Source organism: Shinella sp. BE166 (assembly GCF_051201095.1).
Taxonomy (GTDB): domain Bacteria; phylum Pseudomonadota; class Alphaproteobacteria; order Rhizobiales; family Rhizobiaceae; genus Shinella; species Shinella lacus.
Map to the genome: position 1 here is coordinate 1 of NZ_JBPEHL010000004.1, position 25,077 is coordinate 25,077.

The 25,077-nt window shown below is 58.6% G+C and carries 17 protein-coding genes; 11 read left to right on the forward strand and 6 right to left on the reverse strand.

Annotated elements, in window-relative coordinates; genetic code table 11:
• Nucleotides 1-97 precede the first annotated feature (97 nt).
• Complete coding sequence (locus J2Y63_RS10630) at nt 98-478, forward strand: hypothetical protein (RefSeq protein WP_435266081.1); 381 nt, start codon at nt 98-100, stop codon at nt 476-478.
• Nucleotides 478-855: a response regulator gene (locus J2Y63_RS10635; RefSeq protein WP_306037798.1), complete on the forward strand. Its 378-nt coding sequence runs from the start codon at nt 478-480 to the stop codon at nt 853-855. The genes J2Y63_RS10630 and J2Y63_RS10635 overlap by 1 nt, the downstream gene beginning before the upstream one ends.
• Nucleotides 856-1,340: 485 nt before the next feature.
• On the opposite strand, the gene J2Y63_RS10640 is transcribed toward J2Y63_RS10635, so the two are convergent.
• Nucleotides 1,341-6,899, reverse strand: a complete 5,559-nt coding sequence (locus tag J2Y63_RS10640) for a DUF3320 domain-containing protein (protein ID WP_435266082.1) — start codon at nt 6,897-6,899, stop codon at nt 1,341-1,343.
• Between the two features lie 163 nt (nt 6,900-7,062).
• Nucleotides 7,063-9,501, reverse strand: coding sequence for an SIR2 family protein (locus J2Y63_RS10645; RefSeq protein WP_435266083.1), 2,439 nt, complete (start codon nt 9,499-9,501; stop codon nt 7,063-7,065).
• A gap of 386 nt (nt 9,502-9,887) precedes the next feature.
• Between J2Y63_RS10645 and J2Y63_RS10650 the strand changes: the two genes are divergently transcribed.
• Complete coding sequence (locus J2Y63_RS10650) at nt 9,888-10,409, forward strand: type II toxin-antitoxin system VapC family toxin (protein ID WP_306037795.1); 522 nt, start codon at nt 9,888-9,890, stop codon at nt 10,407-10,409.
• On the opposite strand, the gene J2Y63_RS10655 is transcribed toward J2Y63_RS10650, so the two are convergent.
• The 3 genes from J2Y63_RS10655 to J2Y63_RS10665 all read right to left on the reverse strand — a co-directional run bounded on the left by J2Y63_RS10655 (nt 10,406) and on the right by J2Y63_RS10665 (nt 13,231).
• Entirely contained in the window at nt 10,406-10,597 is a 192-nt protein-coding gene (locus J2Y63_RS10655; RefSeq protein ID WP_306037794.1) for a hypothetical protein, read from the reverse strand. The genes J2Y63_RS10650 and J2Y63_RS10655 overlap by 4 nt on opposite strands.
• 115 nt (nt 10,598-10,712) lie before the next feature.
• Nucleotides 10,713-12,848 carry an AAA family ATPase gene (locus tag J2Y63_RS10660; RefSeq protein WP_435266084.1) on the reverse strand — a complete coding sequence of 712 codons (2,136 nt, stop codon included), beginning with the start codon at nt 12,846-12,848 and terminating at the stop codon, nt 10,713-10,715.
• A 47-nt stretch (nt 12,849-12,895) separates the two neighbouring features.
• Nucleotides 12,896-13,231 (reverse strand): hypothetical protein, encoded by a 336-nt coding sequence (locus J2Y63_RS10665; protein WP_306037790.1) that lies wholly within the window; start codon nt 13,229-13,231, stop codon nt 12,896-12,898.
• Nucleotides 13,232-13,683: 452 nt separating this feature from the next.
• Between J2Y63_RS10665 and J2Y63_RS10670 the strand changes: the two genes are divergently transcribed.
• On the forward strand, nt 13,684-15,516 hold the full coding sequence (locus tag J2Y63_RS10670; RefSeq protein WP_306037788.1) for a hypothetical protein: 1,833 nt from the start codon (nt 13,684-13,686) through the stop codon (nt 15,514-15,516).
• Between the two features lie 20 nt (nt 15,517-15,536).
• Entirely contained in the window at nt 15,537-15,851 is a 315-nt protein-coding gene (locus J2Y63_RS10675; RefSeq protein WP_306037786.1) for a hypothetical protein, read from the forward strand.
• Between the two features lie 302 nt (nt 15,852-16,153).
• Here J2Y63_RS10675 and J2Y63_RS10680 read toward each other — a convergent pair whose 3' ends face one another.
• Nucleotides 16,154-16,534, reverse strand: coding sequence for a response regulator (locus J2Y63_RS10680; protein ID WP_306037785.1), 381 nt, complete (start codon nt 16,532-16,534; stop codon nt 16,154-16,156).
• 230 nt (nt 16,535-16,764) lie between these two features.
• Between J2Y63_RS10680 and J2Y63_RS10685 the strand changes: the two genes are divergently transcribed.
• The 6 genes from J2Y63_RS10685 to J2Y63_RS10710 all read left to right on the forward strand — a co-directional run bounded on the left by J2Y63_RS10685 (nt 16,765) and on the right by J2Y63_RS10710 (nt 25,069).
• Nucleotides 16,765-17,670: a PhnA-like protein gene (locus tag J2Y63_RS10685; protein ID WP_306037784.1), complete on the forward strand. Its 906-nt coding sequence runs from the start codon at nt 16,765-16,767 to the stop codon at nt 17,668-17,670.
• A 67-nt stretch (nt 17,671-17,737) separates the two neighbouring features.
• A complete protein-coding gene (locus J2Y63_RS10690; protein WP_306037783.1) occupies nt 17,738-18,307 on the forward strand; it encodes a YidB family protein in 570 nt (189 codons plus the stop codon).
• Between the two features lie 145 nt (nt 18,308-18,452).
• Nucleotides 18,453-20,000 (forward strand): sensor histidine kinase, encoded by a 1,548-nt coding sequence (locus J2Y63_RS10695; RefSeq protein ID WP_306037782.1) that lies wholly within the window; start codon nt 18,453-18,455, stop codon nt 19,998-20,000.
• A gap of 192 nt (nt 20,001-20,192) precedes the next feature.
• The gene (locus tag J2Y63_RS10700) at nt 20,193-23,126 is read left to right on the forward strand and encodes a PAS domain-containing protein (protein WP_306038602.1); all 2,934 of its coding nucleotides are present in this window, start codon (nt 20,193-20,195) and stop codon (nt 23,124-23,126) included.
• 225 nt (nt 23,127-23,351) lie between these two features.
• Complete coding sequence (locus J2Y63_RS10705) at nt 23,352-24,248, forward strand: Ku protein (protein ID WP_306037781.1); 897 nt, start codon at nt 23,352-23,354, stop codon at nt 24,246-24,248.
• 11 nt (nt 24,249-24,259) lie between these two features.
• The gene (locus J2Y63_RS10710; protein ID WP_306037780.1) at nt 24,260-25,069 is read left to right on the forward strand and encodes a Ku protein; all 810 of its coding nucleotides are present in this window, start codon (nt 24,260-24,262) and stop codon (nt 25,067-25,069) included.
• The last annotated feature ends 8 nt before the right edge of the window (nt 25,070-25,077 follow it).

A 25,077-nucleotide genomic window follows, 5' to 3' on the forward strand; every position in this document is an offset into this window, starting at 1 on the left:
CAACAATCATCCAAATAGCCAGATCGACGACCTGCTGCCTTGGGCCTATGCCGCAAAGCACGAACTGAAAGCCGTGGCCTGAAAACAGCGCTTACGCTTGTACGACGATCTGGCAAGCCCTCGCTTCAGGACGTCAGGACCGAACCTCAAGATCGGATCGCGGCCATCGCTTTCGCTTTCACTGATCCTCCACGAACTGGCGACTAACGCGATGAAATACGGGGCTCTTTCTGTCGCCGACGGCATCGTCGAACTGAGGTGGCATGTCGCGGGGGAGGACCATGACCGCTTCGAAATGACATGGATCGAAAAAGGCGGGCCCTTGGTAAAGCCCGACGTTCTGCGCGGTACCGGGACGCGTCTTATATCCGCCGGCTTGAACGGTACCACCGATACCTCGGTCAAGATTGAGTACGCCACCGCCGGGCTTCGCTGCCTTCTCTCGTGTGAACTCGAAAGCTTCCAGAAGGAGCACTGATGTCGGTTCCCGTGCTTGTCGTCGAGGATGACGGCCTGATCAGAATGGACCTTGCCGACACGCTGGCAGATCGAGGGTATGACGTCCTCGAGGCAGCTAACGCGGACGAGGCGATGTCAGTCCTGGAGACCTCGCGGATAGACGCCCTGCTCACCGACATCGATATGCCCGGAAGCCTTAACGGGATCGCTCTCGCCGCATGGGTGGCCGAGCGGTGGCCCTCGTGCAGGATAATCGTAATCTCGGGGCGCTATAGTCCCTCTCAGGGAAGCCTCCCCGAGGAAGCACGATTTCTGTCGAAACCCATATCCGAGAGCGCCCTTTTCCAGACACTGGCCGAACTCGATATCCCTTCCCCGGACGGCGAGTTTACGTGAACTTCCCACTACGCCGGGCGGTTAGCGGCGGCGCATCAGTACACTCGACCCAATGGCCGCAATGGGCCGAAACCGGAGATTTTACGATTTACCACCCTTCTTTTGGCATTCTGAATACTACATTCGACATCGCTATTGTTGTAGATAGCTCTTCGCCCCGCCGTCTGTCAGGCAAAACTTTCCACCTCGCGGGCCTACGCAATATGCTCCGTCCCGACAGTTGCAATCGCCGTTAGGTGTCTGCTTCATATTCTCACTTCTCCGACCCAGCAGTCCGGACGCACCAATGGAAGCAGAGCATGATTTCTTGCTCCCGCTGATGGACCCGTCGTTGCATATGAAGGTTTCTCCCTGACACCTGGCTATGCCACCTTTCTTCCCGCTGCATGGGAAATTCTCAGCGAAAGCCTCGTTCGAAAGTGCGAACGCTGCGCCAAGCCCAAAGACTCCGTACAGAAAGCCGCGCCAAAACTCATTGCGACTGATCATTGTCCGGCTGGCCTGTCCGTCCCCATCAACATGCCTTCGCGGTCAACGAGATCGCCGTTTGTCTTCAGCACGGCTATCCGGTTGCGGATGGTCTCCCTGAGCTGACTGCTGGTCGCCTTGAATCCGAGACCGCGAGAGACTGCGTTGACGGCTTCGTCTTCCGTCGCTCCAAGGCTATTGGCGATCAGCGACTTCAACCCCTCGTCGATTTCCATTGGCGGAAGAAGCTCCAGCCGCCTCAGGCTCGTCGATGACGCCACGCTTCTGTCCCGCAGAACCACGGTCGCACTTGGCCAAAGAAGGAAGTCGCCCGACCTCAGGATATCCCCCGAGCCGACGGCGTGCCGTATCGCATTGCCGATATGACCGTCGATGCGGTTTCCCGCACGCTGGAGGCCCCATGCCGTCCGAATGCGTGTGACGATTTCGTCGGAATGTATCGGCCCTTCGACCTCGACCGTCTGTTTCACCAGGTTCACGAGTATTCCGAGCGGAGCCTCGTGGAGTTCGACAGAGGTGTCCGGTGTCAGAACAGCTTCTACATAGAAGCCGCTTAGATCGACCTCGTCACCGACTTGCTGGAGACCGATTTCGGTGACCGTCTCGCGCTCGATCGTGATCACCTCGACGTTCACCGCGCGCTTCGCCCGCACGACTGTCTCGCCGCCAGCTATCGCGTCGGCTTTTGCTTTCTCGATCGCATCCACCAGCCGCTCGAGCTCGGCCCGCGGTCTTTGAAACCAGTCCGTGCTCCATATGCGGTGGATGTTCCAGCCGTGGTCTTCTAACACGGCCTGGCGGAGACGATCTCGGTCCCGAGCGGAGCGCGCGTCGTGGTAAGACGCGCCGTCACACTCGATGCCGAGCAGGTAGCGGCCGGGAACGTTCTCGTCGGCTATCGCGAGATCGATGAAGAACCCGGCTATGCCGACCTGCGGGTGGACCTGATAACCCCGCTCCTGCAAAGCTGCCATGACTTGTTCTTCGAACACGCTGTCCATCGAGCGGTCCGCCCTGGCGGCCATCGCCAATCGTCCGGTGCGTGCGAAATGGAGGAAGAGCTTGAACGCGAAGATGCCTTTTCCCTTGCCGCGTTCAAGATCGATGTCCTCGTCCGTAATCGACGCATAGACTTCGCAACGTCGCTTGGCACGGCTGATGAGAACGTTCAGGCGACGTTCGCCGCCTTCGGCCCCCAGCGGGCCGAAGCGCATTCCCATATACCCCTGCGCGTTCTTCGCGTAGGCGACTGAGATCAGGATGACGTCTCGCTCGTCGCCCTGCACGTTTTCCAGGTTCTTGACGAAGAACGGCTCGTTCGGATGCGAATGGAAGAACTCCTCGGTCTGCGGGTTCAAACGTCTGAGCAGCTCAAGCTGGTCCTGTATCTCGCGACGCTGCTTGATCGAAAACGCCGCGACGCCCAACGACAGGGTCGGAGACTCGAGCGCGTGTCTGATTATCGCCTCCGCAACGACCTTGGCCTCGACCTTATTGACGCTGTCCTCGAACACGCCGTTCGGCACGTGGTGGAAGCGCAAACCCATTCCGGCTTCCTGCGTGTATGGACTCGGGACGATGAACAGCTTGCTGTCATAGAACTGGCTGTTCGATACCGCGATGAGCGACTGGTGACGGCTGCGGTAGTGCCAACGCAGCATACGCTCGGGAAGACCGCGAGCGGAAAACAATCCGAGGATGCTCTCGATGTCAGAGACCTTGGCTCCGTCTTGGTCCTCGTCCTCGTCGCCGCCATCCGACGTCATCTTGGAAAAGAACCTGGTCGGCGGAAGCTGGCGCTCGTCTCCCACCACGACCACCTGCCTGGCGCGGGCCACAGCCCCGAGCGCGTCGACCGGCTGAATCTGGCTGGCCTCGTCCATCACGAGGAGATCGAATTCCAGGACTCCAGGCGGCAGAAACTGTGCGATCGACAATGGGCTCATCATGAAGACTGGTTTGAGCGCCTGGACCGCCTGCGAAGCACGCTGCATCAACTGCCGGATGGGCATATGATTTCGCCGTCGTGCCATCTCGCCACGGAGAACCCCGACCGGACCAATACCGCTGACCGCCGGAATTTTCCTGTGGTGCGCGCGGACGACTTCCAGTCGGGAAAGACGCATGCGATCGCGGTCGAGCTGGGAGAATTCCGATACCAGACGGCCATGGACCTCACCGTCGAAGCGGGCAAGCTCAGGGTCCTTGGCATGCTGATGGCGCAGGACGGCTTCATAAAAGGCCATCTCGAAGTAGGGAATCACTCTATCCGTCGGCAGACGACCATCCCTGAGACGATCCACGATCAGGCCAACGCCGGCATTGGAGGCGTCGAGAGCGCGACCGTTATACGCTGCGTACTTCGAGAGTTGCTCCTCGTTCGCGATCCACCGTGCCAACCGCGCGCTTATAGACTGGATGGGAGCTGTCTCGAGAGCATCGACATTGAGTTGCGTGCGAGGCTCGGTCTTTACGAAGTCCAAGAGAGCGGCCAACCTCGAAACGACTTCCCGGCCGTCGTGGAGAGTTTCGCGTGCTACATCGCGGAGCGCCTCCGGGTTGTCGAACCGGGCTGCGAGTGTCCTGATATCCGCATTGCCGATGACCCATGCCACGACTTCGGCGAGCTTCGTCCAGTCACTTTGCCCTGCGCGCCAAAGAGGGCCGAACGCTGTGTTTCCTATCGCGTCTAGGGCTTCGAGACTCCGCTTTTTGTCCTGGGCCGCCGCCAGCGCGTCCAGCGTCGCTATCCGCTCTCGCGCGTCAGAAAGAGGACGATGCAGAAACTCGGTTAGAGCAGTCTCCGCAGCGACGATTTCCTTGAGTGCCGGAACAGCCTGTGTCAGCACGACCTCGTCGACATCGACAGCACCGGGAAACAGGGCATTCGCTTCATCACCGAGGTCGGCCCAGAGCGCGAGAAACTGACGTCGCGTCTCGTCGAGAAGCGCGCGAACCTGTTCGCATCTCGCCGCCACCGCCGACTTGTCGGTCAGACGGCTGGCGATCGTCCGCGCTTCAGCCCCGACACCCCGGAGACTCCGCATCCAGAGTACCAGATTTTCCAGTGGCTTGGGGTCTGTTTTTTCGCCGCGCCAGTCCGCGCCAAACGCTGACCGACCGAGGCTGTCGCCCTCCTTGATGCTGGACCGAGCCTCCTTTCCCTTCTGAAGAAGGTCGAGCAGCCGTACCGTCTCCGCTGGCGGCTGCTCCGGCATGAGGGTTTTGAGCAGTGCCTTGGCTTTCCGCCAGTCTCCGCTCGCGAACTTGAGGAGCCTGTCACCATGGACGGCAACGGCCGTTCGTGTGGCAATGAGGTCCATGTCCCAGGCCTGATCGGCGATCTTTCCGGAGAGTTCGGACCTGATCTTCCGATAGCTGGAAACGGCCTCGGCAAGATCGCCGGCCTGCTCAAGGCCGCGTTCCCAGATCGCCGCGACGAAGGCGTCGGGGCTTACGTCGGGAGCTTCCGCAACCCGCTCTCCGATAGCGACCAGACGGGCGAGGGAGCCAAGTGTCGGCGACGCGTTGACCCCGAGCATGGCGCGCAAAGAAGACGCCGCGTTCAGGAACCGCGGCACGAGATCGCCGAGCCGCGCGACGAGCGCAAAACCGGAATGTGGAAAACCACTTGGAAGACGCTTGAACGTACCTAGCATCGCTGTCGGGTCCGAGTTCCATGCCGCGTCGGTGACGGTCTCCGCCAGCTTCCCGGCAGAAGCGCTAAACAGCGCGCCGTCGCGGACGAGACGCTCGACCTGCTGGAGAGAGGTCTGCCACACTTCATGGCCAAGGGCCCCGCCCGTAATTCCCGAGGGTCGTGTCGCCAGTCTCCGCGCCAGATCGACGTGGGCCTCGAACTCCAAAACGCTCTGCGCGGACGGCCGCTCCAGCGCATCCGCGATCGATGCCATTTTCTCGCTGAGCGCAATCGAGAGGGAGTGGGTTTCCTGAAGGCGGTTAGTGAGACGTTCGAGGTCAAGCGGCGTGATCCCCGTCAGAGCGACACCGTGCCAGGGATGTTCGGTGGGGACGCCTATGTCGTCGATGCGCTGGGCCAGTTCAGATAGCAGCAACGCTATCCGGATGCGGGTTTCAGGCTCCCAATTCACGGACGCGGATAGCTCGATATCGGACGGCGGCATTCCGAGCCTTCGAAGCCGCGATAGATGGCCTATGACCTGGTACGGCGACAGGGCGTAGGGACGGTAGACCCTGTGAAGGCGAGCGACATGGCCATTCAACGCGTCACGGGCCTCGGTGAGGCCTCGGTCGACGGCGTCCACACTTTCCCCTCGGGGCGCGCCGAGGTCCCAGGTATGCTGAAGTTCGGCCAGCAATGCACGCTTGTTGGCCTTGTTCGAATGCAATTCGAGGCAGGCGTCTCCGACGCCCGTCTGATCGAGACGGCGCTTGACGACCTCCAGCGCGGCCATCTTTTCAGCGACGAAGAGCACTGTTTTCCCGTCAGCGACAGCTGCCGCGATTATGTTCGCGATCGTCTGGGACTTTCCGGTCCCCGGCGGCCCCTGAATGACCAGGTCTCGCCCTCGGCGGGCCTCGTGGATAGCGATAGTCTGCGAGCTGTCGGCATCGACGATATGGGTCATTTCGGAAGGTGTGATGAACCCGTCGATCTTGGCGTCCTCTTCGAGAAGACTGTCCGTCGATGTGAAACCGTTCGACACCAAAGACGTGATGAGGGGGCGATCCGTGAACTTTCCGCCGGTCGGCCAGAGGCTGGCGTCGAGATCGCGGTACATGAGAAACTTGGCGAAGGAAAAGAATCCGAGCACGATGTCGTCGGGCTGGACCGACCAGTCCGGCTTGATAGTGACGGCGGCGGCGACCTGCGCCGCATAGTCCTCGAAGTCGAACTGGTCCGACGCTTCGAAGGTTGGCATGGTGATCTTGTGCACCCGGTCGAGAAAACCTTCCAACGACAGGTTCGACGCATAGTCCTCCTGCCGCGCCCGGAGCTTGAACCGCTCGGCGGCGCTACCGCGTTCGAGTTGGACCGGGACGAGAACAAGCGGCGCATACCGTACGTTCTGCGCGTTGTTCGGGTCTATCCATTTGAGCGTGCCGAAACCGAGGTAGAGGATATTGACACCCTGCTCCTCCTCCAGGGTCCGCGCGTCGAAATAGAGATCGAGCAAACGCTTCTGCAGCGCGTTCGGTGTCATCCGCGTCTGGAGTTTGGTATCCCCGTGACGAAGAAGCCGCCCTCCTTCGTCACGGTCGTCATCGTCAGGAAGCGCTAGTTCAATCAGCTCTTCCTGTCCTTCACCGTCCTTCGGCTCGCGTCCCTTGGCCCCGGCGAGAAACGTCATCGCCTTACCCTCGGCAACGAGGATACGAAAAACCTCTGAGGCACGCTCGTCCACGATGTCGATGGTTTTCGCGCTCTTGGAGAACCGCGGGACGTTCAGAAGACGGTTGCGTGCGGAGAAGTCCAGTAGCTCCGTGCGAGCACGTTCAATTTTCGCTTCGACTGAAAGGCTGCTCTGGAAAACTGATTGGGAATTATCGTTGGTGTCTGCAATATCGGTCATGCTGCCCCCTCTTACGATCGGGATTCATGCACAAAGCAGCTTACTGGTAAAGTGAGCAGTCGAAACAACCAAAGCGTTTATTGGCTCGAGCTGACATTTGGATGGCGTCTTCTTCGCGCCAATAGCAGTCGTCACGTCACGGTGAATCTGAACGGGCCAATTATCAATCGACCGATGCCGGGTCTTCCTGTTCAACAGGTTCCGGTAACGCCACGCCCGCTATCCGTCTTTGGAAGTGGGCAATCGTCGAGCTGATCTGGGGGTCACCGAGCTTGTCCTCAGCAGCAGTAAGCTCCGCGATTGCCTCGTCAAAATACGCGTAGCTTCCAGTTTTGCGGTAATACTCGATACCGAGTTCGGCATATGCTGAGAGAATATTCTTGTTAATTGGGTATCGGATCACACCCTGCACCGCGAGAGAATGAGCCTCCTCAAGAATGGCGACCCGGTCCTCGTTCAGCAGTCCGGTTGAGCGGGCGGCGCGTTCGACGAGCAGCTTGATTTTGTAGCGGTGTACGGGGCCGTCGCCGCCAAAATCCTTGTTGAACAGACGTATTTCGGTTTCGGCTTTTTCGAACTGCCCTTGGTCAATAAGGTTGCGGATTAATCGATGCCTCGGAACGCGTTCGCCCGGTGCATTGGACATCATCATCCGAAGCAGCCGGTTCTGAACGTTCTTGTCAGGAATCCGAGCGATGCCAGTTTCCACGTTACAAAGTTCTCTCAGCGAGCGGATTTCAACGTCATACGTTGGCGAAATATTCGTGATCACGGACTCGAACAATGCGATGGTCTTTTCGAGGTCCGAAAACTTGTACTTGGTGACGATACCCGCGATGACAGGATGACGGCAACGCCAACCGAAAATTCCCTTCCGCTCATCGAGGTTGTACTCGGTGATGATCTCCGTCAGGCTGTCGAGCATCGGAGAAACGCTGGCAGCATTAATGCCGAGCAATCGGATGATCAATTGGCGATGAACCCGGATGCCCGCCGTCTCCATCGCTGCGACGTTTCGGTACACATCCTGAAGAGGCTGCGCGAGGTCGGCGTACTCTTTGAGCATGATGTCATCGAAGTTGTCATTGGCGAATATGTTTTTCAGGCAGACGAACATATCCGCTTCGCATCGCACAGAGAGCCTTCGACGGCGCTCCTCACGATTGAACCCCTCGAATTGGTCTTCCACGAGACCTCTAACATCCTTGTTTGTATCCAGCAGCGCGAGGAGCGCTTCAATCTCGTCGGGCGCTAGTTTTGAGATCGTGAATGTCTTCCCGTACCGATACATGTTGGGCGTCTTGATGCGCGGGAACCAATGGTTTTTTGACGATGAAAGGATGACCTTCAAGTGCGGGTTATCGAACTGTACCAAGAGATCGACGAGATCATTCACTTCCTGTAGATGTCGGTGAGCGTCATCTATAAAAAGTGCGCCAACCTCCTGCCTCTCTTTGAGTTCCTGGGCAACATCACGCCATTTTAGGAAATTGAGCGTGTGATCGCCTTTGTGCTCGAAACAGACGTAGCCCGCGGTCCTCAGTGCATTTAACGTCTGGCGGACGGCGGTTGTTTTCCCGACCCCGCTCGCCCCCAGCAGCGTTGCGGTAATGGTCGCATCACCTGCCAGATAGGCGACGATCTCGTGGGCAACTTTTCTTTTGAAGGTATGACCAGCGATGATGTCAGCAAATGTAGCGGACTTGCCGTTGAACATGCCGCTGATGTCGGCGGGTAGTGCGGCTGCATGAGCCACGTCAACAGTCACCGGTTCAAGAGCCGGGAACCTTTCGAGGATCGGAAGATCGGCACCGATCTTAGTCGCCTTGGGAATCTTGGGTGACATAGCTGCAAAGAAATCATCGATCCCGCCGAATGCTACCTTGATTCCCCTTGTTTCGAACAGAGATGCTCTACCCTCATCCGGCGAATACATGAGGAGGCAAATTCGACCTGGTGAGAGAATTTTCGCGTTGATCGCAGCAGCTCTGTTTATAACTGCCTTGAGGTCGGGATCAGCAAGAGAGTGACCGATGATAATGAGGTCCGACCCCGCGAGGTCGCCCTTCAGTCGGTCGTACAGGTTTTCCCGATACGTTTCGGTCTGCTCGTAGTCTGCTTCAGAGAGAATGATGCGGGAAGTGTGGCCATCGCATATGTCATGTTCGATAGTGCCATGGATTTTGAAAAGGAAACCGTCCTCGGACTCATCGCCAGTCGTGAAGCTGAAGTTGGAGTGATAAACCCTCACCTTCTTGCCCTTGCCAGTGTAAGCCTGCTCGATCAAATCATCGTAGTTAGTCGTGAAAATGCTCTTCCAAGGATAGAGCGGCAGGTTCTTGAGGCCGCCCGTAGGCTTTAATCCATCGCAGAGTTCCCGCAGCAAATCGATGACTTTGCGTCGGCTTTTCTTCGCCTCGCACAAGCTCGCCATCTCGCTCAGATTATATCCGTTGGCTTCAACGCCAAAAGCCTTCGAAAATTTGTCGATCAGCGTAAAGACCGAAGGAGCGCCGGAAGGAATTGACGAGCCCGAGCCGAATAACAGCACCGTGTTCCTTGGATTGATTTCCTTGGCCAGGTCTTCCAGCTTCATTGGCATAGTTCGCCTCCGTTCCCGTTAAACGGTAAACACGAATCGTTAGCTGCAGCAACTTCTGCAAGTAGTAATGCCCCAAGAATACATCTATCTCCAATAGGTACCGCTGCCGGACGGGTGCCAACTTTCGTTCAATGCGACTCTTAACCATCGCCGATGGCTGCTGTGGGCCGATAGCCGACCGGAGCATTGGGCTCCGTCGCGGGAGAGGCGGCGGGGTGAAAACTCATCCCCATTGAAATTTACCCTACATACGCAGTTCAACGCGCTTCCTGTAAACAACATCTCTCGTCGGTACGCACAATATCGCGTCGCTTACGGATTATTAACCGTAACCGGCGACCGTTGAAGACGAGATGAAGCGAGCATAGACCTCAACAGGGGGCAGCATGTTTCTTTTGGACACAAGCGTTCTCAGCCATGCGCATTACAGTCGCCAACATCCAGCAGTAGGACAATGGCTTGATGGCCAACGTCACCTAGCAATTCCCTTCCCCGTAATCCTCGAGGTATACATAGGAATTTACGAAGCACAGAAAAACAAACCGCTCCTCGCCGAAGAAATTCTTGGTTGGCTTGATGACGTTCTATCCGCGGACTTCTTTTATCCGGACATAAATAGGGAAGTTTCTAGAATTCTCGCGACGCTATACTGTCACAACGAACTGCGCCACTTATGGTATAGGGACCCGGAAAACGCTAGGAAGCGAAAGCCAGGGCAAGACCTTTTCATCGCCGCGATCTCTATCGCGCACGACATACCGATCGCGTCACTCGACGCCAAGGATTTCGCACTGATCAATAGGCACGTACATTTGCCTGGCGTCTATAATCCCGCCTTCTCCAGCTGGGTTGTGCCGAAGAGGCAGAACGCACCAATCGAGGTCACGGATGATATGGAAGTCGCCTAACGCGCAAAAGGACCACCACGAGACAATACCTTACCAACAGGCTCGTTGGGGGAAGCCTTGAAGGTCACTTCAAACACGCCCTCTTTATCCTTTACGGTTTGTGTAATCCCGGAACGGGCAGCGTCAAACAAGGTGCCGATATGAAGCTCAGCTTCAGTTCTGTCCCAGCTGTGCGCGATCTTCTGCACGTGGCCTCTACTCCAGTTTTACCTTTCCTTGATAGCCGATTCTTCTCTTACATGAAACGATATCGCGCGCCGTGTCGATCGAGTGACAAAATACAGGTGCCAGTGCGAGCAATTGCTATTTGTCTCGGTCGTCGTTGGACGATTTAATGAACTCAACTTTTTTTCGGGGTTTCGGACCGCCTGCGCCCCGTGCAACTTTCCGAGGTCTGAGGCTCGGGCGGCTCTGTTCTCCCGCCAGTTCTGCCTCGAAGGAGATTATACTTTCCAGACCGGTATTCTTGCTTGATGTTGGTGGTGGCGAAGCCGCGCCGCTCATTGCACTGCCACCTTTCGGGATGCCGCAACTTTCATGCCTGCGCTCGGCGTCGGCCACAAGCTTCAGAAAGCGGGAGCTGGTCATCTCTTCTTCCTCCGCGAGGGAGTGGGCGACGCTCACAAGCACATCGGTTCTGGGTTCGAGAAGGCCCATCGTACGCCTAAAGCACGCATCGACGCGAGCCCTTACAGCCAATCCCACGTTGGCCGGAAGGGCCCCGATGTTGGTCAGCGAATTCGAGTCTGTCGCGTCGGCTAACATGTGGTCACCGAACCCGAACATGTTCTCCATCATCGTCGCGAGCGCCGTAATCCGTGGGAGGTCCGAGCTGGCGTCCCCACCGGCCGCAGCCGAGTGCCCACCCAGGACCAGTCGTTCGGCTACCACGCCTCCGAGGAGCATGGAAATAAGACCCTCGAAGTCACTCTCCAGCGGTTGCATCGGAAGCAATGAATCGAAACTAGCCGCTCCAACGCTCATGCCCGAGCTTTTCTCGGAGCGCCATGTGTCGATCCTGATGCCAACAAGGTTACCGACATTCAGGATCGTACCGACGAGCGCATGACCGACTTCGTGTAGCGCGATCCTGAAACGCTCCTCCGCTGTGAACGACCGAACGGGTGGCATCGCGTTCAGGATGTCGGCGTCGGTGACCGTTTGCCCTGCTCTTCTGCGAGCATTGCGCTTTGCATCTCTAGCGAGCTTCTCCAAATCGGCTCCGCTCCATCCCTTCGTGTGTCTCATCGCGATTGTCATGTCGAGCTCGTCGCCAACGCCGAGGTGATGACGCAAAATCGCCGCCCGCGCCTGGGCGTCGGGGAGTGGAACAGTGATGATTTTCTCCAGTCGTCCCGGTCGCAATAGCGCCCGATCGATGGCATCCGGTCTATTGGTCGCGCCGACAACGATCACGCCCTCTCTGCCCTCGGAGGGTGACAGGCATTCCAGTAGGGCGTTGATCACCTGCGTCTTGTAATCGTGATTGTACCCGGAGTCGCCACTGTCACGGGACCCGAAAGAGTCGAATTCGTCCAGAAAGACGATAGATGGCCGAGCGTTGGCGGCGGCGGTGAACACCCGTCGCATCTCATTCAACATATCACCCAGGTGACCTTTAGACTGCCATCGCGCCGCCGATTCCAGAAAAAGATTTACGCCGCATGTGTTCGCGAGGGCGCGCGCATACATGGTTTTACCGACGCCCGGGGGGCCACTCAGAAGCACACCCTTGTCGATGTCCTCCCAATTCAGCTTCCCTTCCTTCCAATCCGCCAGGTCACACGCTAACTCTATTCCCCACTTCGCCGCCTCGCCGAACCCCGATAGCCTGTCAAGTGTGACGGGTACCGGGGGGACCTCGGGCGAGGTCTCTTGAGACACCACCTCGGGAGACGGGGATAGAGCCTTTCGAATTCTGTTCATGGAACGCCGCCGATGCGTGGCGAGCCGGACGCTCCGAAGAGGATGTTCCGCAAGAAAACGTGCATCGTCAGCGGACAGGCGAAATCCCGCAACGGAACGCGACGCCGCTAGAAAATGGGTGGCCGACGGGCGCGCGATTTCGATCTCGAGATCAAGCACCAACCGGACATCTTCATTGACCGGTCTGTGCCCGTCGTTGCAAATCACTGTTTGCCGTTGTGCCGAGATGTTGGCAATGAGCGTCTGCGGAGAAGTGTCGAACGACCTGCTGCCATAGACCGCGGTCATGACCTCGCGCTCCGTCTCGAAGTCTCTGTCAACGTTGAAAAGTAGCCTGCAAGCCTCTTCGTAGATGAAGCAGTCACCGGGCTCGGGCACATGGAGCATGACGGCGAAATGGATTTCCTTGTGCTTTAGGAGTTGACGGAGATATCGGCGGAGCGAACAAGCGGCAGCCACGATAGCTAGGTTTTCCGACTGGCGCTGAAGAGTGTAATTTACGATGGATGGCATGGAACATCTCACTGTTTATCGATTACGAAGGGCGAAAGCTGTTTGCTTCACCCCCGTATTCGACGAACCATCGTCTCAGGCCCCAAAATCGCTTCGTCCAGTTCCACGTCGATGAAACGGTGGAGGATCATGGATGCGATTGCGGCGACAGGCTCGGTGTTCCGGATCGCCCCAAGGCAATCCGACATCGGTAACGAACCTTCCTGGTCCAGCAGCCCCAGTAGTCTGACCCGATCAGCCAGAGTGACGGATACCCTGGCGTATTTGAGTAAGTCGCGTGCATTCGGTAACCGGAAGCCGCTGTCGTAGATTTCTTCGCGCTCCACCAGGCGATATGATGCATTTAACCGTCGCGCCGCAGCATCGATGTCCACCGACTGCACATGCGCCACCTTGATTGTATCGAGAAATGAGACCGTACCGGCGTGGTCGGTGGTCGAGAATTCGGCTCTATGAAAACATTCTGAAACCAGGAACGCGGGGCTTGGTGTCGACCAACATCTGATATTCGGGTCTACGTCGAGAAGACATGCGAGGTCACGCGACTCCCGTGATCTAAACAACGGCTTCCCAACGCATTTAAGTGTAGGGAGATTATCAGAAAAATATGCCGGAGGCTGTCCCTCGGCGGCCGCAGAGGCGGGCTCAACACTGCGAGAATACATAACGCACTCACAACTCGATAACGTTCATCATGGTCCACGCCATTCGCGTGGGTGGCCATCAACGTATTCGGGAAGCGGATCGGGTAATGTTCCTCATAATCGGAACATATAAAGAACAAAATACACTATGTCAACGGTTTCATTCCTCCCGACCGAGGGGCCTGCAGAACGTGTCGAAAACGAATAACTCCCTCTCATGCCTGGATCGCGCGCTGATTGAACTCCGCGCACAACTTGCTAGGATACTGTCCACGGTTATGGGGGCAAAAGTGGGTGTATTGCGTTTCTTCCTGCTGGCACTGATCGCGTCCGGTATTTTTGCGCACTCTGCTCGAGCGGATATCGCTCTTGAGAGGATCACAACCGAGAAGGGCGTTCTCCTCCTTCTTAGAGGGTCCTTTGCGCTGTCAGATGATCCTCAGGCACTCGCTCGCGAGGTGGCCACGACAGGTGCCAAGGTCATCACCTTCGACAGTGACGGCGGTAACGTCGTCACCGCTATTGCATACGGTCGGGTGATCCGCGCTGTGGGTCTATCCACTTTTCAACTGCGTTCAGGGCAATGCGCCTCCGCATGCGCCCTCGCCTTCGTCGGCGGTACGATCCGCTATGCCGAACCTGGCGCGATCGGGGTACATCAGTCATCATTCTCGCCGGGCGATATCCTCGACGGGCACACGGCCGTTGCCGCCGTGCAGCAGATGACGGCCCAGATAATGACCTACCTTCTTGAGATGGGCGTCGACCCAAAATTATTACAGTTGAGCCTTTCGGTCCCGCCAGACGATATGCGGTACCTGACCGCCGCCGAAATGGCGGAATACAAGGTTACAGCGGGCTTTCAAGACGCGGCCCCCGAGGGCGTATCGTCCTCGGCCGCCATCGCGACCCCAACCGTCGAACACACTGCTCGCGAAGAAGTCGTTGAGCCCCTCTCCAATGAGGACAAAGCACTGGCCTTTGTCGCGAGCTATTACGAGGCTTGGTCCCGAGGCAATGCCGAAGCCCTGACCTTCATGGATCGTGCGTACAGCGAAACCATAAGCTTCTACGGCAAGCCGAAGTCGCGGGTTTATGTCGTCGACGAAAAAGTCAAATTCGTCATGAGATGGCCTGTTCGGGCCTACAACGTGAAGCCCGGTACAGCCACGGTATCATGCGGCACATATTGCGCCGTCGTCGGTATCGTCGACTGGTATGCGAAGCGCGATATAGGGGAGACCATCTCCTCGGGTTCTGCGCGTTTCCTGATTTCTTGGGACCCGTCCACAGGCAAGATCGTCACTGAGAGCGGTGAGGTCCTGGAAATGGACAAGAACGCGGTGTCTCCGCTCCGCATCCTCTCCCAGTGGTATGACCAGAACGCCGTGTGCCGAGGGGGGATTGGCAACTCAGAGGCCTCGGCTGCTGCCTGCGCTAACAGGGAAGCTATCGCGGCAAAGCTCAATGCGGTCGGCTGGTGTCACGACGCCGAGGGAAAAGCAGGGTATCAGCTTGATTGGCAAAGGTGCGGTGGCACCGGGGACCAAAATGTCTCCGCGGTGGCTCTCTCATCTAAAGCCTCGATCCCGCGCTCGGCACAGTATCCCGTGACCGGACGGTTTTCGGGGAAGACGAAGCTACCGGACTTCCGTGGCAGGGACCGACCGTTCAATTCCTTCCGGACGCGAATTCGCGACGGGATGCGCGAAGGACCAAACTTCGCGGGTCACTATTCGGTCGTGCAGATCGGTTGTGGCACGGGATGTCTGTTCGCAATAGTTGGCGACAACAACACGGGAAAGCCGGCCAACTTCCCGCGTGGCGGCGAGGACAATCCATCCATGCAGCTTCACTTCGAGTTGGGAAGTCGCCTTCTGGCGGCGCAATGGCTCGACTACAATGCAAACAAGTGTGTTGTGGAGTTCTTCGACTACGACAGGAAAACGTGGAGCCTGGTGCGGAAGGTCGACGTGGGCTTGTCTGATGCCTGTTACCGAGCGGTCGCGGACAATCTACGATAACATGAGAGCTACACCAGTCGATGCTGACGAATGATGTCGTGGCCAGGTTGGTAAGGGCCGCCAACCAAACCGATAAGATCGGTGCGATCGAGGTTCGCAGGTTGCTCGATCATGCCGTCTCGAAGATCACCGAATTGCGGCAGGCCGCCAATATCGTGCCAATCAAGGGCCGCGACGCGTTGATATACATCCAAACCGTCGCCGCAGGAGCCGACCGAGTTCCCGCCGAGGAGTGGCATCACGGTCTGCTCCATGCGGCAGAGATGCTTCGGGACCTGCATATTGTTGTCGAGAGTGGAACTCGAATTCAGATTGTCCCGCACAAGGAGAGGTAAGCAGGCTGGGCTGGGTAACCTGACTGCTACAAACCGTTGCTCTCCTCAGGTTCGATGAGGAGAGGACAGAATTCCGAGAGAGAGAGAGAGGTGAGGTCGCGAAGGCATGGTTCGAGCGTACAGACGCGGCCATCCTGATTGAAGAGCCGAAGCTGAGAAAGCTGCTGGCGTCACTCAAAACGATCGTTCCGCTCGCGTCCCAGTATCGGTCAATCCTGAGAAAATCGCCACCCTTCGAAACTCTCACCTCCACCGCTGGATGGAAGCATGGCTCGCATGAAAGACTTTTGGGTTGCCGCAGTTCAGCACGCACCGCGGCTCAGGACTTGGTCTGTGCTAGTTCCAAGGCTTTCGATTATCGCTTCAAGTCGGTAGGGCTTGGGTACGAACTGGCAGGATTTGGGAAAATTAACGTCATTTGGTGTCCTACCCCCGGAGGCTACTACGACGGTCATGCCGGCATCGAAGCCCCGCACGAATTTCACGAGGTCGAGCCCGTTCAGCCCTCCAGGCATATCTATGTCGGTTACTAGACAATCGACGTGCCGATTTCCCAAAACGGCAACGGCTTCCAAGACGTTAGAGGCCTCGATCACGAGGTAGCCCTCGTCTTCCAGTGCATCCGCCAACACCATTCGGATCATTGGCTCGTCATCGACAACTAGGACGGTACGCTGTGACATGCTCGCCTCCGCGGTTCGTTACACAGTCAACTCGTTACCCGATCGGTTTGGTCGTCCCCGACATCAGCTCTTTGCGAACAAACTTAATAAAATGCCAACGATCATCCTTCCTCCCAGGCGGTGGCCGCGCCCTAACGTGCCGTGACCCCGCCAAGGGGAACATGTGAACCACCAAGGCGTTACCGCCGCATATCACGAACCCGTGATGTTTCAGCCTTGGAGCACGCCAAATGACGATACCCGTCTCTACCGCCCTTCCCCACGAAGCCGTCCAGACGAGCGTTTCGACGGCCGCCGCCATTAACAAGGTCAGCTGGGGCGCGATACTAGCGGGCGTGGCGATCGCGCTCGCCACCCAGTTTTTGCTGAACCTCCTCGGCGTCGGCATAGGCGCGGCGGTGCTCGACCCGGCGACTTCCGACAACCCTGCAGCCAGTACCTTTTCCATTGGCGGTGGCATCTGGTTCGTCGTGGCAGGCATCATCGCATCGTTCCTCGGCGGCTATGTCGCGAGCAGGCTTTCCGGTCGGCCGAGCAATTCGACGGGTGGCTACCACGGGCTGACGACCTGGGCCGTCACCACACTCGTCGTACTCTACCTTCTCACGACTTCCGTCGGCGCGCTCATCGGCGGTACCTTCAACGGCCTGACGAGCATCGTTAGCGGCGTCGGCCAGACGGCGGCAACCGCAGTCACTGCGGCCGCGCCCGCTCTCGCGGATTCCGCCAATCCTATGGCCGGGATCGAACAGCAGATTCGCTCCACGACTGGCAACGATCCCCAGGCCCTGCAGAGCGCGGCTGTCGCGTCGGTTCAGGCACTGGTAACGGGCGACGAAGCGACCGCAGAGGATGCCCGTAACCGTGCTGCGGAAGCTGTCGCACGCGCGCAGAGCATCCCCGTCGATCAGGCTCGTACGCAGGTCGAGCAATACGAAAAGACTTACCGCGAGAACGTCGAAGCCGCAAAACAGCAGGCGATCGAAGCCGCTCAGGCCGCTACCGCGGCGGTGTCGGCCGGCGCGATCCTCGGTTTCATCGCCCTGGCGCTCGGCGCGATCGCGGCGTGGTTCGGCGGTTCGTTCGGCACGAAGCGTAATGTCATCGTCACGGAGAACGTGGCGCGCGGCGTTTAATCCCTGGGACTTGTCGAGGCCGGGAGCTCTTATCTTCCGGCCTTTCGCTTTACGAAGGAGAAACGAAATGGCAAGCGGTGCATTGAAAGCGCTTTTGGGCGTACTGGCCGTCGCGGGTTATCAGAACCGTGACAAGATCGCCGAAATCCTGAAGGGCCTGCGTAGCCCACAACAGCCCGGTCCAGACGGAAAACCGCAGTCTGGCGGCGGCCTCGACGACATCCTCGGGGGCCTGACAGGCAACTCCGGCACGGGCGGAGGTCTCGGCGGCCTCGGTGGCCTCGGCGGGCTCTTTACCGGAGCTGCGGGGGGCGGCCTTGCGGGGAGCCTTGGCGAATTGCTCCGCCAGTTCCAGCAGAAGGGTCAGGGCGAAACGGCCGACACGTGGGTAAAGCCAGGCGATAACGCCCCCATCGACGACACTCAGTTGTCGGAAGTGCTCGGCCCCGAAATCCTCGATGACCTTGTAGCCAGAACAGGGCTTTCACGGGAGGAAATCCTCAAGCGCCTCAGCCAGGAACTCCCGACTGCGGTGAACGACCTGACCCCGGATGGCCAACTTCCTGCGGAAGACGGCGATGACGACAGTGCCAACGGGCATACGGGTCATCCTTCCTCAAGGCCCGATGTTATCTGACGAGACTACGCTCTGACACCGTGGCGGCGTCCAAACGTCGCCACGGTACCTGTGCGCGCCACCTCCTCCGTTCGTTCCCGCTCCGGTGACAACTCCTTGGTGTTTCACTACATTCAAGGAGAAACGCACGCGGGTGGGAAAACAGATGAAGCTGGGGTTTGGTTCGCAGAAGATCGCCACTGCGGCGACGGCGGTGATCGTGGCGATGTTCGCCGCCCTGCTCGTTCTTCTTTGCCTGTGGCTCTATGAAAGTTACTCGTCTTCCGTCCGACGCACGCAGGAACGGGCAATCGCCGCCTCGAAGATCGTCGCGACGAACGTGACATGGATAAACGCCCTTGCCTGGCAGGCGCTTCAGAAAATCGACAGCGCGCTGGGACCCGAAATAGGGATCGCCTCGGACACCGTGAGGGACATCGATGCGATGATTTCGGACCTACCCGGGACCGTCCAGGCATATGTCGTAGACCGCAACGGAAATACGCTGTTATCGACCGATCCCGCGATCAAACCCATGAACATCACGGATCGCGAGTATTTCTCGGCGCTTGCCAAGGGGGAACCGACGTATGTTTCCAGTCTTCTGGTGAGCCGTCTGAATGGCCAGCAGATTTTCGTCTTCAGCCGCCGATTGGAACGTGATGGCCAGTTCGCCGGGGCCGCGATGGTGTCCTTTCAGGGCGACTTGCTCGCGGAGGTCTGGACCACAGTCGATCTCGGTCCTGACTCCACTGTTGGCATCATTCGTCGCGACGGCCAGTTGGTCGCCCGCTTTCCGCCGCCGGCAGGACCGGTCGATATGGCGAACTACGTTCTTTTCACCGATCTTATCCCGAAGGCCCCTTCGGGAACCTACGATGCGGTCTCCCCGGCGGACGGAGTCAGTCGCATCGTCGCCTACAAGGTTGTCGATGGAACGGAATTCGTCGCCGTGGGATCGGCGGGCACGGCGGCCGGGATGGCACCGTTCTGGAAAGACGCGTTCGTGGCGGGGGCAGTTCTGGTTCTCGCCGCCGTCGGATCGTTCGCGGCCGGAACATGGATCAGGCACCTTCACGCACGGGACGCCGCCAAATCCGAGCGGCTCTCAGAGGCATTGGAGGAGAACCAGCTTCTCATGAGGGAAATCCACCATCGGGTTAAGAACAATTTTCAGTCGGTGCAGGCGCTCATCAGAACCCAGCAACTTCCAAAAGACATGCAGCAGTCGTTGCTGGACCGCATCTCCGCGATGATTGCCGTGCACGAACAGATTTACAGCCACGACCAGTTTAGCGCTGTCTCCGCGAAGGCCCTGATCCCCGCCGTGGTCGACACTTTGATAGCAGCATGCGGCGATCGCGTCAGCGTCACCTACGATATCGAGGACATCTCCATTTCCGCGGACCACGCGACACCCGTCGCACTCCTCGCAAACGAGATCGTCACGAATGCTCTCAAGTATGCGTTTCCCGGAGAACGCAAGGGCGTGATCTCGATCTCGCTGGAACGACTTTCTGGTCAACGGGCATGCCTCGTGATCGCGGATGACGGGGTCGGTTTCGATAAGTCTAGCTCGACGGCTGGAATGGGCACCAGACTGGTACGCGGTGTGATCAGCCAATTGCACGGCGAACACATCTATGAGCGGAGAAACGGGACCGTATTCACCGCCGAGATGGAAATCGTGGCTCTCCCGGATACGAAGGGCTGACAGACAACGCCATGTCGTGGCTCTGCACACGGCAAGACATTCGCGAGAGCGTCACGCCCTAAGGTTCGTCAACCTGGCATTTTCGGATCACGCGGTCAGCCTAACTACATGGCGACGCTGGAAAAAACTTTGAAATCGCCTTATCTATGCCCGCTGACGTATACGGGGATGGGCGACGAAATGGCTTTGAGGATGGAGAGCGCGGCGGAGTGGCCGATCGGCGGCGGCGAACTGGGCGGCCGGGTGCGCGATTTCGATTGGTCCAAGACGTCCCTCGGACCCGTTTCGACCTGGCCCCAGCATCTCCGGATCAAAGTGAACTCGATCGTCAACTCGCCTATTCCGCAGGTTCTGATGTGGGGCGACGACCACGTCATGATTTACAATGACGGATACGCGGAAATCGCAGGGGGATATCACCCGCGCGCCCTCGGCGGCCGTGTCCCCGATATCTGGCCGGAAATCTGGGACTGGAACAGGCAGGTCCTCGAGGCGGGATTCAGGGGCGAGGTCCAGGCGTTCAGAGACCAGCCGATGGTCCTGAACCGGGCGGGCAAGCCGGAGACCGTAATCTTCGACCTCTTCTACACGCCGATCTACGCCGAGGACGGTAGGGTGGATGGCGTGCTTTGTACCGTACTCGAGAATACGGAGAAGTTCGACGCACTGAGCGCCCTGGCCGAAAGTCGCTCGGAACTGGTGCGACTTACAAACGCCTTGCCGATCCTCGTGGGCTTTGTCGATACAGACCTCGTCTACCGGTTTGCCAATGACGCCTACATGGAATGGTTCGGCCGTAGTCCCGTCGAAGTCGTCGGCAGCCGTGTCAGCGAAATCATCGCTCCGGAATACTTCGAGAAGCGCCTGCCACTGCTCCGACGGGCTTTGGCCGGAGAGACGGTCGTCACCGACTCGCCCATCGTGCGCCCTGATGGCAAGAGCCGTCACGCGGAGACACGCTACGTTCCGCGTAAAACGGAAAACGGCGTCGAGGGCATTTATGTCCTCATTATCGACATCGATGACCGCAAGCGTTTCGAACTCGATCTCGCCGAGAGCAACAGTCGCTTCCGCGCAGCTGTCGACGCGATGCACGGGGTTCTCTGGACCAACAGCGCCGATGGACGAATGGTCGGTGAACAGCCTGGCTGGGCCGCGCTCACCGGGCAGAGTTACGAGGAGTACCAGGGATATGGCTGGGCCGACGCGGTTCATCCCGATGACGGCGCGCCGACGGTTAGTGCATGGGAAGCGGCGGTCGCGGAGAAGCGTACATTCATTCACGAGCATCGCGTTCGGCGGAAAGACGGCGTGTGGCGCTCGTTCGCGATCCGCGCCGTTCCGCTTATCGCGGAAAACGGCGAGATCGCCGAATGGGTCGGCGTCCATACCGACGTAACCGAGCAGCGTATTGCTGAGCAGGCCCTACTTGAACGATCGGAAGACCTCGAGCGGCAGGTTCGCCACCGCCAGCGAGCGGAAGACCAGCTTCGTCAGCTCAACGAGAACCTCGAGAGCCGCGTCGCCGAGGAGATCGAAGAGCGTCGAAAGGCCGAGGCAAAGCTCCAGCAGTCGCAGAAGCTCGAGACGCTCGGCAAATTAACCGGTGGCGTGGCCCACGACTTCAACAATCTCCTGCAGGTGGTCGCCGGAAATCTCCAGCTCCTGATGAAAGACGTGAGCGGAAACGAGAGGGCGGAGCGTCGCGTGGCGAACGCGCTTGCAGGCGTCAGCAGGGGTGCGAAGCTGGCAAGTCAACTCCTCGCTTTCGGACGGCGGCAGGCGCTCGATCCGAAAGTGATCAACATCGGTCGCTTCGTCCAGGGGATGGACGACCTTTTGCGCCGCTCCCTCGGCGAGGCGATCGAGATCGAAACCGTTATCGCAGGCGGCCTGTGGAATTCCCTGGTAGACCCTACGAACGTGGAAAACGCGCTCCTCAATCTGGCCATCAACGCGCGCGACGCGATGGACGGCGCGGGAAAACTGACGATAGAGGTGGGTAATGCCTATCTCGACGACGACTACGCCCGCGCGCATGACGAGGTCACGGCCGGTCAATACGTGGTCCTATCTGTCACGGATACGGGCACGGGTATTCCCGCCGACATCCTCCAGCACGTGTTCGAACCTTTTTTCTCCACGAAGGAAGAGGGCAAGGGTACGGGCCTCGGCCTCTCCATGGTGCACGGTTTTGTTCGCCAGTCCGGTGGTCACGTCAAGCTCTACAGCGAGGTCGGCCACGGGACGACGGTGAAGATGTATCTCCCGCGGGCAACGCAGAAGGAAGATCGCGAGGTCGTTCTGCAGTCCGGACCCATTGTCGGCGGCACGGAAACGATCCTGGTAGTCGAGGACGACGACGAAGTTCGGGAAACGGTGGTCGAGACGCTGACGGACCTCGGCTACAAGGTACTGAAAGCCCCGAACGCCGATGCCGCCCTCAATGTCGTGGAAGCGGGCATCGCCATCGATCTGCTGTTCACCGATGTTGTCATGCCAGGCACGCTAAAAAGCCCGGAACTGGCGAAGAAGGCGCGTGAACGGCAGCCCGATATCGCCGTGCTCTATACCTCGGGATATACAGAAAACTCGATCGTTCACGGTGGTCGGCTCGACGCGGGCGTGGAGCTGCTGTCAAAGCCCTACACGCGCGAGGCGCTCGCCCGAAAGCTAAGGCATGTCCTTGCCAATCGCGCGCAACGCTCTCAGGCCTCCGGATCGCCTCCGGTGCCCGCGTCACGCGTAGAGGAGGCGCGATCCTTGTCGCTTTCCATATTGCTTGTCGAAGACGACATGCTGATCAGGTTGAATACGGCCGAGATGATCGCCGAGCTGGGTCATTCGGTCGCCGAAGCGGGATCGGGTAGCGAAGCGCTCGAACTCCTCGGGTCGCGCGCGATCGATGTGCTTGTCACCGATCTGGGGCTGCCCGACATGGACGGTTTGAAGCTTGCGAGCGAGGCGCGCACGAGACAGGCGTCGGTGGGTGTGGTCTACGCGACCGGACACGACCGGAGGTCGGCGGCGATCCCGTCCGATGCGGTCGTCGTCACAAAGCCATATGGGACCGAGGATTTGCGTGTCGCTATTGAACAGGCATGGAATGCTGTCGTGACACTCTGAGGAAACCACCGTCAGCTCCGCCGCTCGTAGTATGCGCGGAGTGGCAACATCTCGTCGAACCTTCGCGTCTTCTCGCTGGGCGAGAAGACTGATAAACGAGGTGTTAGCAACTCAAGTCGAGAATCCATAAGAACCGATAAGACGTTGAAAAACGATTCGTTTCTGCGCGGAACGAATCGCCTCCGTAATGATTGATTCGCGAATCAGTCTTGGGAGTAAAGCGTCATGGCACAGCGAGCGCAGTGGAAGGGGTTTATCAAGTTCGGCGAGGTGACTTGTGCGGTCGGCCTCTACACTGCGGCTTCCACGTCCGACCGGATCACGTTCAACACCATCAACACGGCGACGGGCAATCGCGTTAATCGCGTGTTCGTGGATAGCGATACGCAAGAGGCGGTTCCGAAGGAGGCACAGACGAAGGGCTTCGAAATCGAGAACGGTCAGTACATCCTCGTCGATCCAGAGGAAGTCGCCGCCACGATCCCGGAAAGCAACAAGACGCTGGAGGTCGAGGCCTTCATCCCCTGCTCCGACGTCGACGACGTCTACTTCGACAAACCCTACTACCTCACACCGGACAGGCTCGGTCAGGACGCATTCGCGGCGCTCCGCGACGGCATGCGGAAGTCGAAGGTGGCCGCCATCGCGCGAACGGTGCTGTTTCGCCGTCTCCGCACGGTTCTCATCCGTCCCCACGGCAACGGGTTGATCGCCACGACACTGCAATATGACTATGAGGTGCGCTCGTCGAAGAAAGCGTTCGAAGAGGTGCCGAAACTGAAAATCGAGGGAGAGATGCTCGACCTCGCCAAACATATCATCTCGACGAAGAAGGGGGAATTCGACCCGGCGGCCTTCGACGATCGCTACGAGGAAGCGCTCGCCGAGCTCGTGAAGGCCAAGGTAGAAGGCAAGGCGTTGCCGAAGCGCAAGCCCGTCGCGGTATCCAAGCCCAACGACCTCCTGGCGGCACTCCGCGAGAGTGCCGGGCTGTCGAAGAAGGGGTCGGAGCCTAAGCGTGCCGCCGCGAACACCAACGCGGGTAAGGACGGCGGCAAGCCCCGGCGCGCATCCACCGCCAAACCGCGCGTATCGGCCGCGTCGCAGCGCAAAGCGAGCTAGGAGACCTGGCAATGGCAAGACCGTACTGGAAGGGCTATCTCAAGCTTTCGCTCGTGACATGCCCCGTCGCGATGTCCCCCGCAACCTCGGAGGCGGAGAAGGTCCGCTTCCATACGATCAACAAGGAGACTGGTAATCGCGTTATCTCCCAGTATATCGATTCCGTGACCGGAAAGCCCGTGAAGGAGGAAAACGAAGCCAAGGGCTACGCCCGAGGGGAAAACGACTACGTAATTCTCACCGACGACGATCTCGATGCGGTCGCTCTCGATACGGTTCGGACAATCGACATCGAGAAATTCGTGCCGGCCAATAGCATCGAGTGGGTTTACCTCGATACACCGCATTATCTCGTCCCCAATGACCAGGTCGGAAACGAAGCGTTTGCCGTCATACGTGACGCGATGAAGGCCGATAAGGTCGTTGGGGTTTCGAAGCTGGTGATCGGCCGTCGAGAGCGCGCCGTGATCCTCGAACCACGCGACGAGGGCATTGTCCTATGGACACTCCGCTTCGGCGACGAGGTCCGGCCGGAAGAGAACTACTTCGAAGATATCGAGGACGAAGCCGACCCTGACCTCGTCCCCCTGGTCCAAAAACTCATCAAGCAGAAAACGGAGCGGTGGTCGCCGGACATGGTCAGTGACCCCATTCAAGAAAGCCTCCTGAAACTGATCGCCGACAAGAAGAAGGCCCTCAGATCGCCGAAGAAGCCTGCGAAGGCCAAGGGCCAGGCCGTTGCCCCGTCGAACGTCGTCAACATCATGGACGCCCTTCGCAAATCAGTCGCCAGCGAGATGAAGACCAAGAGAAGCGGTTAGGGTTCGTC

What these genes read in the sequence shown, in the direction of transcription:
- J2Y63_RS10685 (WP_306037784.1), top strand. Translation starts at nt 16,765, where the DNA reads ATGACGATACCCGTCTCTACCGCCCTTCCCCACGAAGCCGTCCAGACG.
- J2Y63_RS10660 (WP_435266084.1), bottom strand. Translation starts at nt 12,848, where the DNA reads ATGCCATCCATCGTAAATTACACTCTTCAGCGCCAGTCGGAAAACCTA.
- J2Y63_RS10650 (WP_306037795.1), top strand. Translation starts at nt 9,888, where the DNA reads ATGTTTCTTTTGGACACAAGCGTTCTCAGCCATGCGCATTACAGTCGC.
- J2Y63_RS10705 (WP_306037781.1), top strand. Translation starts at nt 23,352, where the DNA reads ATGGCACAGCGAGCGCAGTGGAAGGGGTTTATCAAGTTCGGCGAGGTG.
- J2Y63_RS10645 (WP_435266083.1), bottom strand. Translation starts at nt 9,501, where the DNA reads ATGCCAATGAAGCTGGAAGACCTGGCCAAGGAAATCAATCCAAGGAAC.
- J2Y63_RS10675 (WP_306037786.1), top strand. Translation starts at nt 15,537, where the DNA reads ATGCTGACGAATGATGTCGTGGCCAGGTTGGTAAGGGCCGCCAACCAA.
- J2Y63_RS10640 (WP_435266082.1), bottom strand. Translation starts at nt 6,899, where the DNA reads ATGACCGATATTGCAGACACCAACGATAATTCCCAATCAGTTTTCCAG.
- J2Y63_RS10680 (WP_306037785.1), bottom strand. Translation starts at nt 16,534, where the DNA reads ATGTCACAGCGTACCGTCCTAGTTGTCGATGACGAGCCAATGATCCGA.
- J2Y63_RS10635 (WP_306037798.1), top strand. Translation starts at nt 478, where the DNA reads ATGTCGGTTCCCGTGCTTGTCGTCGAGGATGACGGCCTGATCAGAATG.
- J2Y63_RS10700 (WP_306038602.1), top strand. Translation starts at nt 20,193, where the DNA reads ATGGAGAGCGCGGCGGAGTGGCCGATCGGCGGCGGCGAACTGGGCGGC.
- J2Y63_RS10710 (WP_306037780.1), top strand. Translation starts at nt 24,260, where the DNA reads ATGGCAAGACCGTACTGGAAGGGCTATCTCAAGCTTTCGCTCGTGACA.
- J2Y63_RS10695 (WP_306037782.1), top strand. Translation starts at nt 18,453, where the DNA reads ATGAAGCTGGGGTTTGGTTCGCAGAAGATCGCCACTGCGGCGACGGCG.
- J2Y63_RS10690 (WP_306037783.1), top strand. Translation starts at nt 17,738, where the DNA reads ATGGCAAGCGGTGCATTGAAAGCGCTTTTGGGCGTACTGGCCGTCGCG.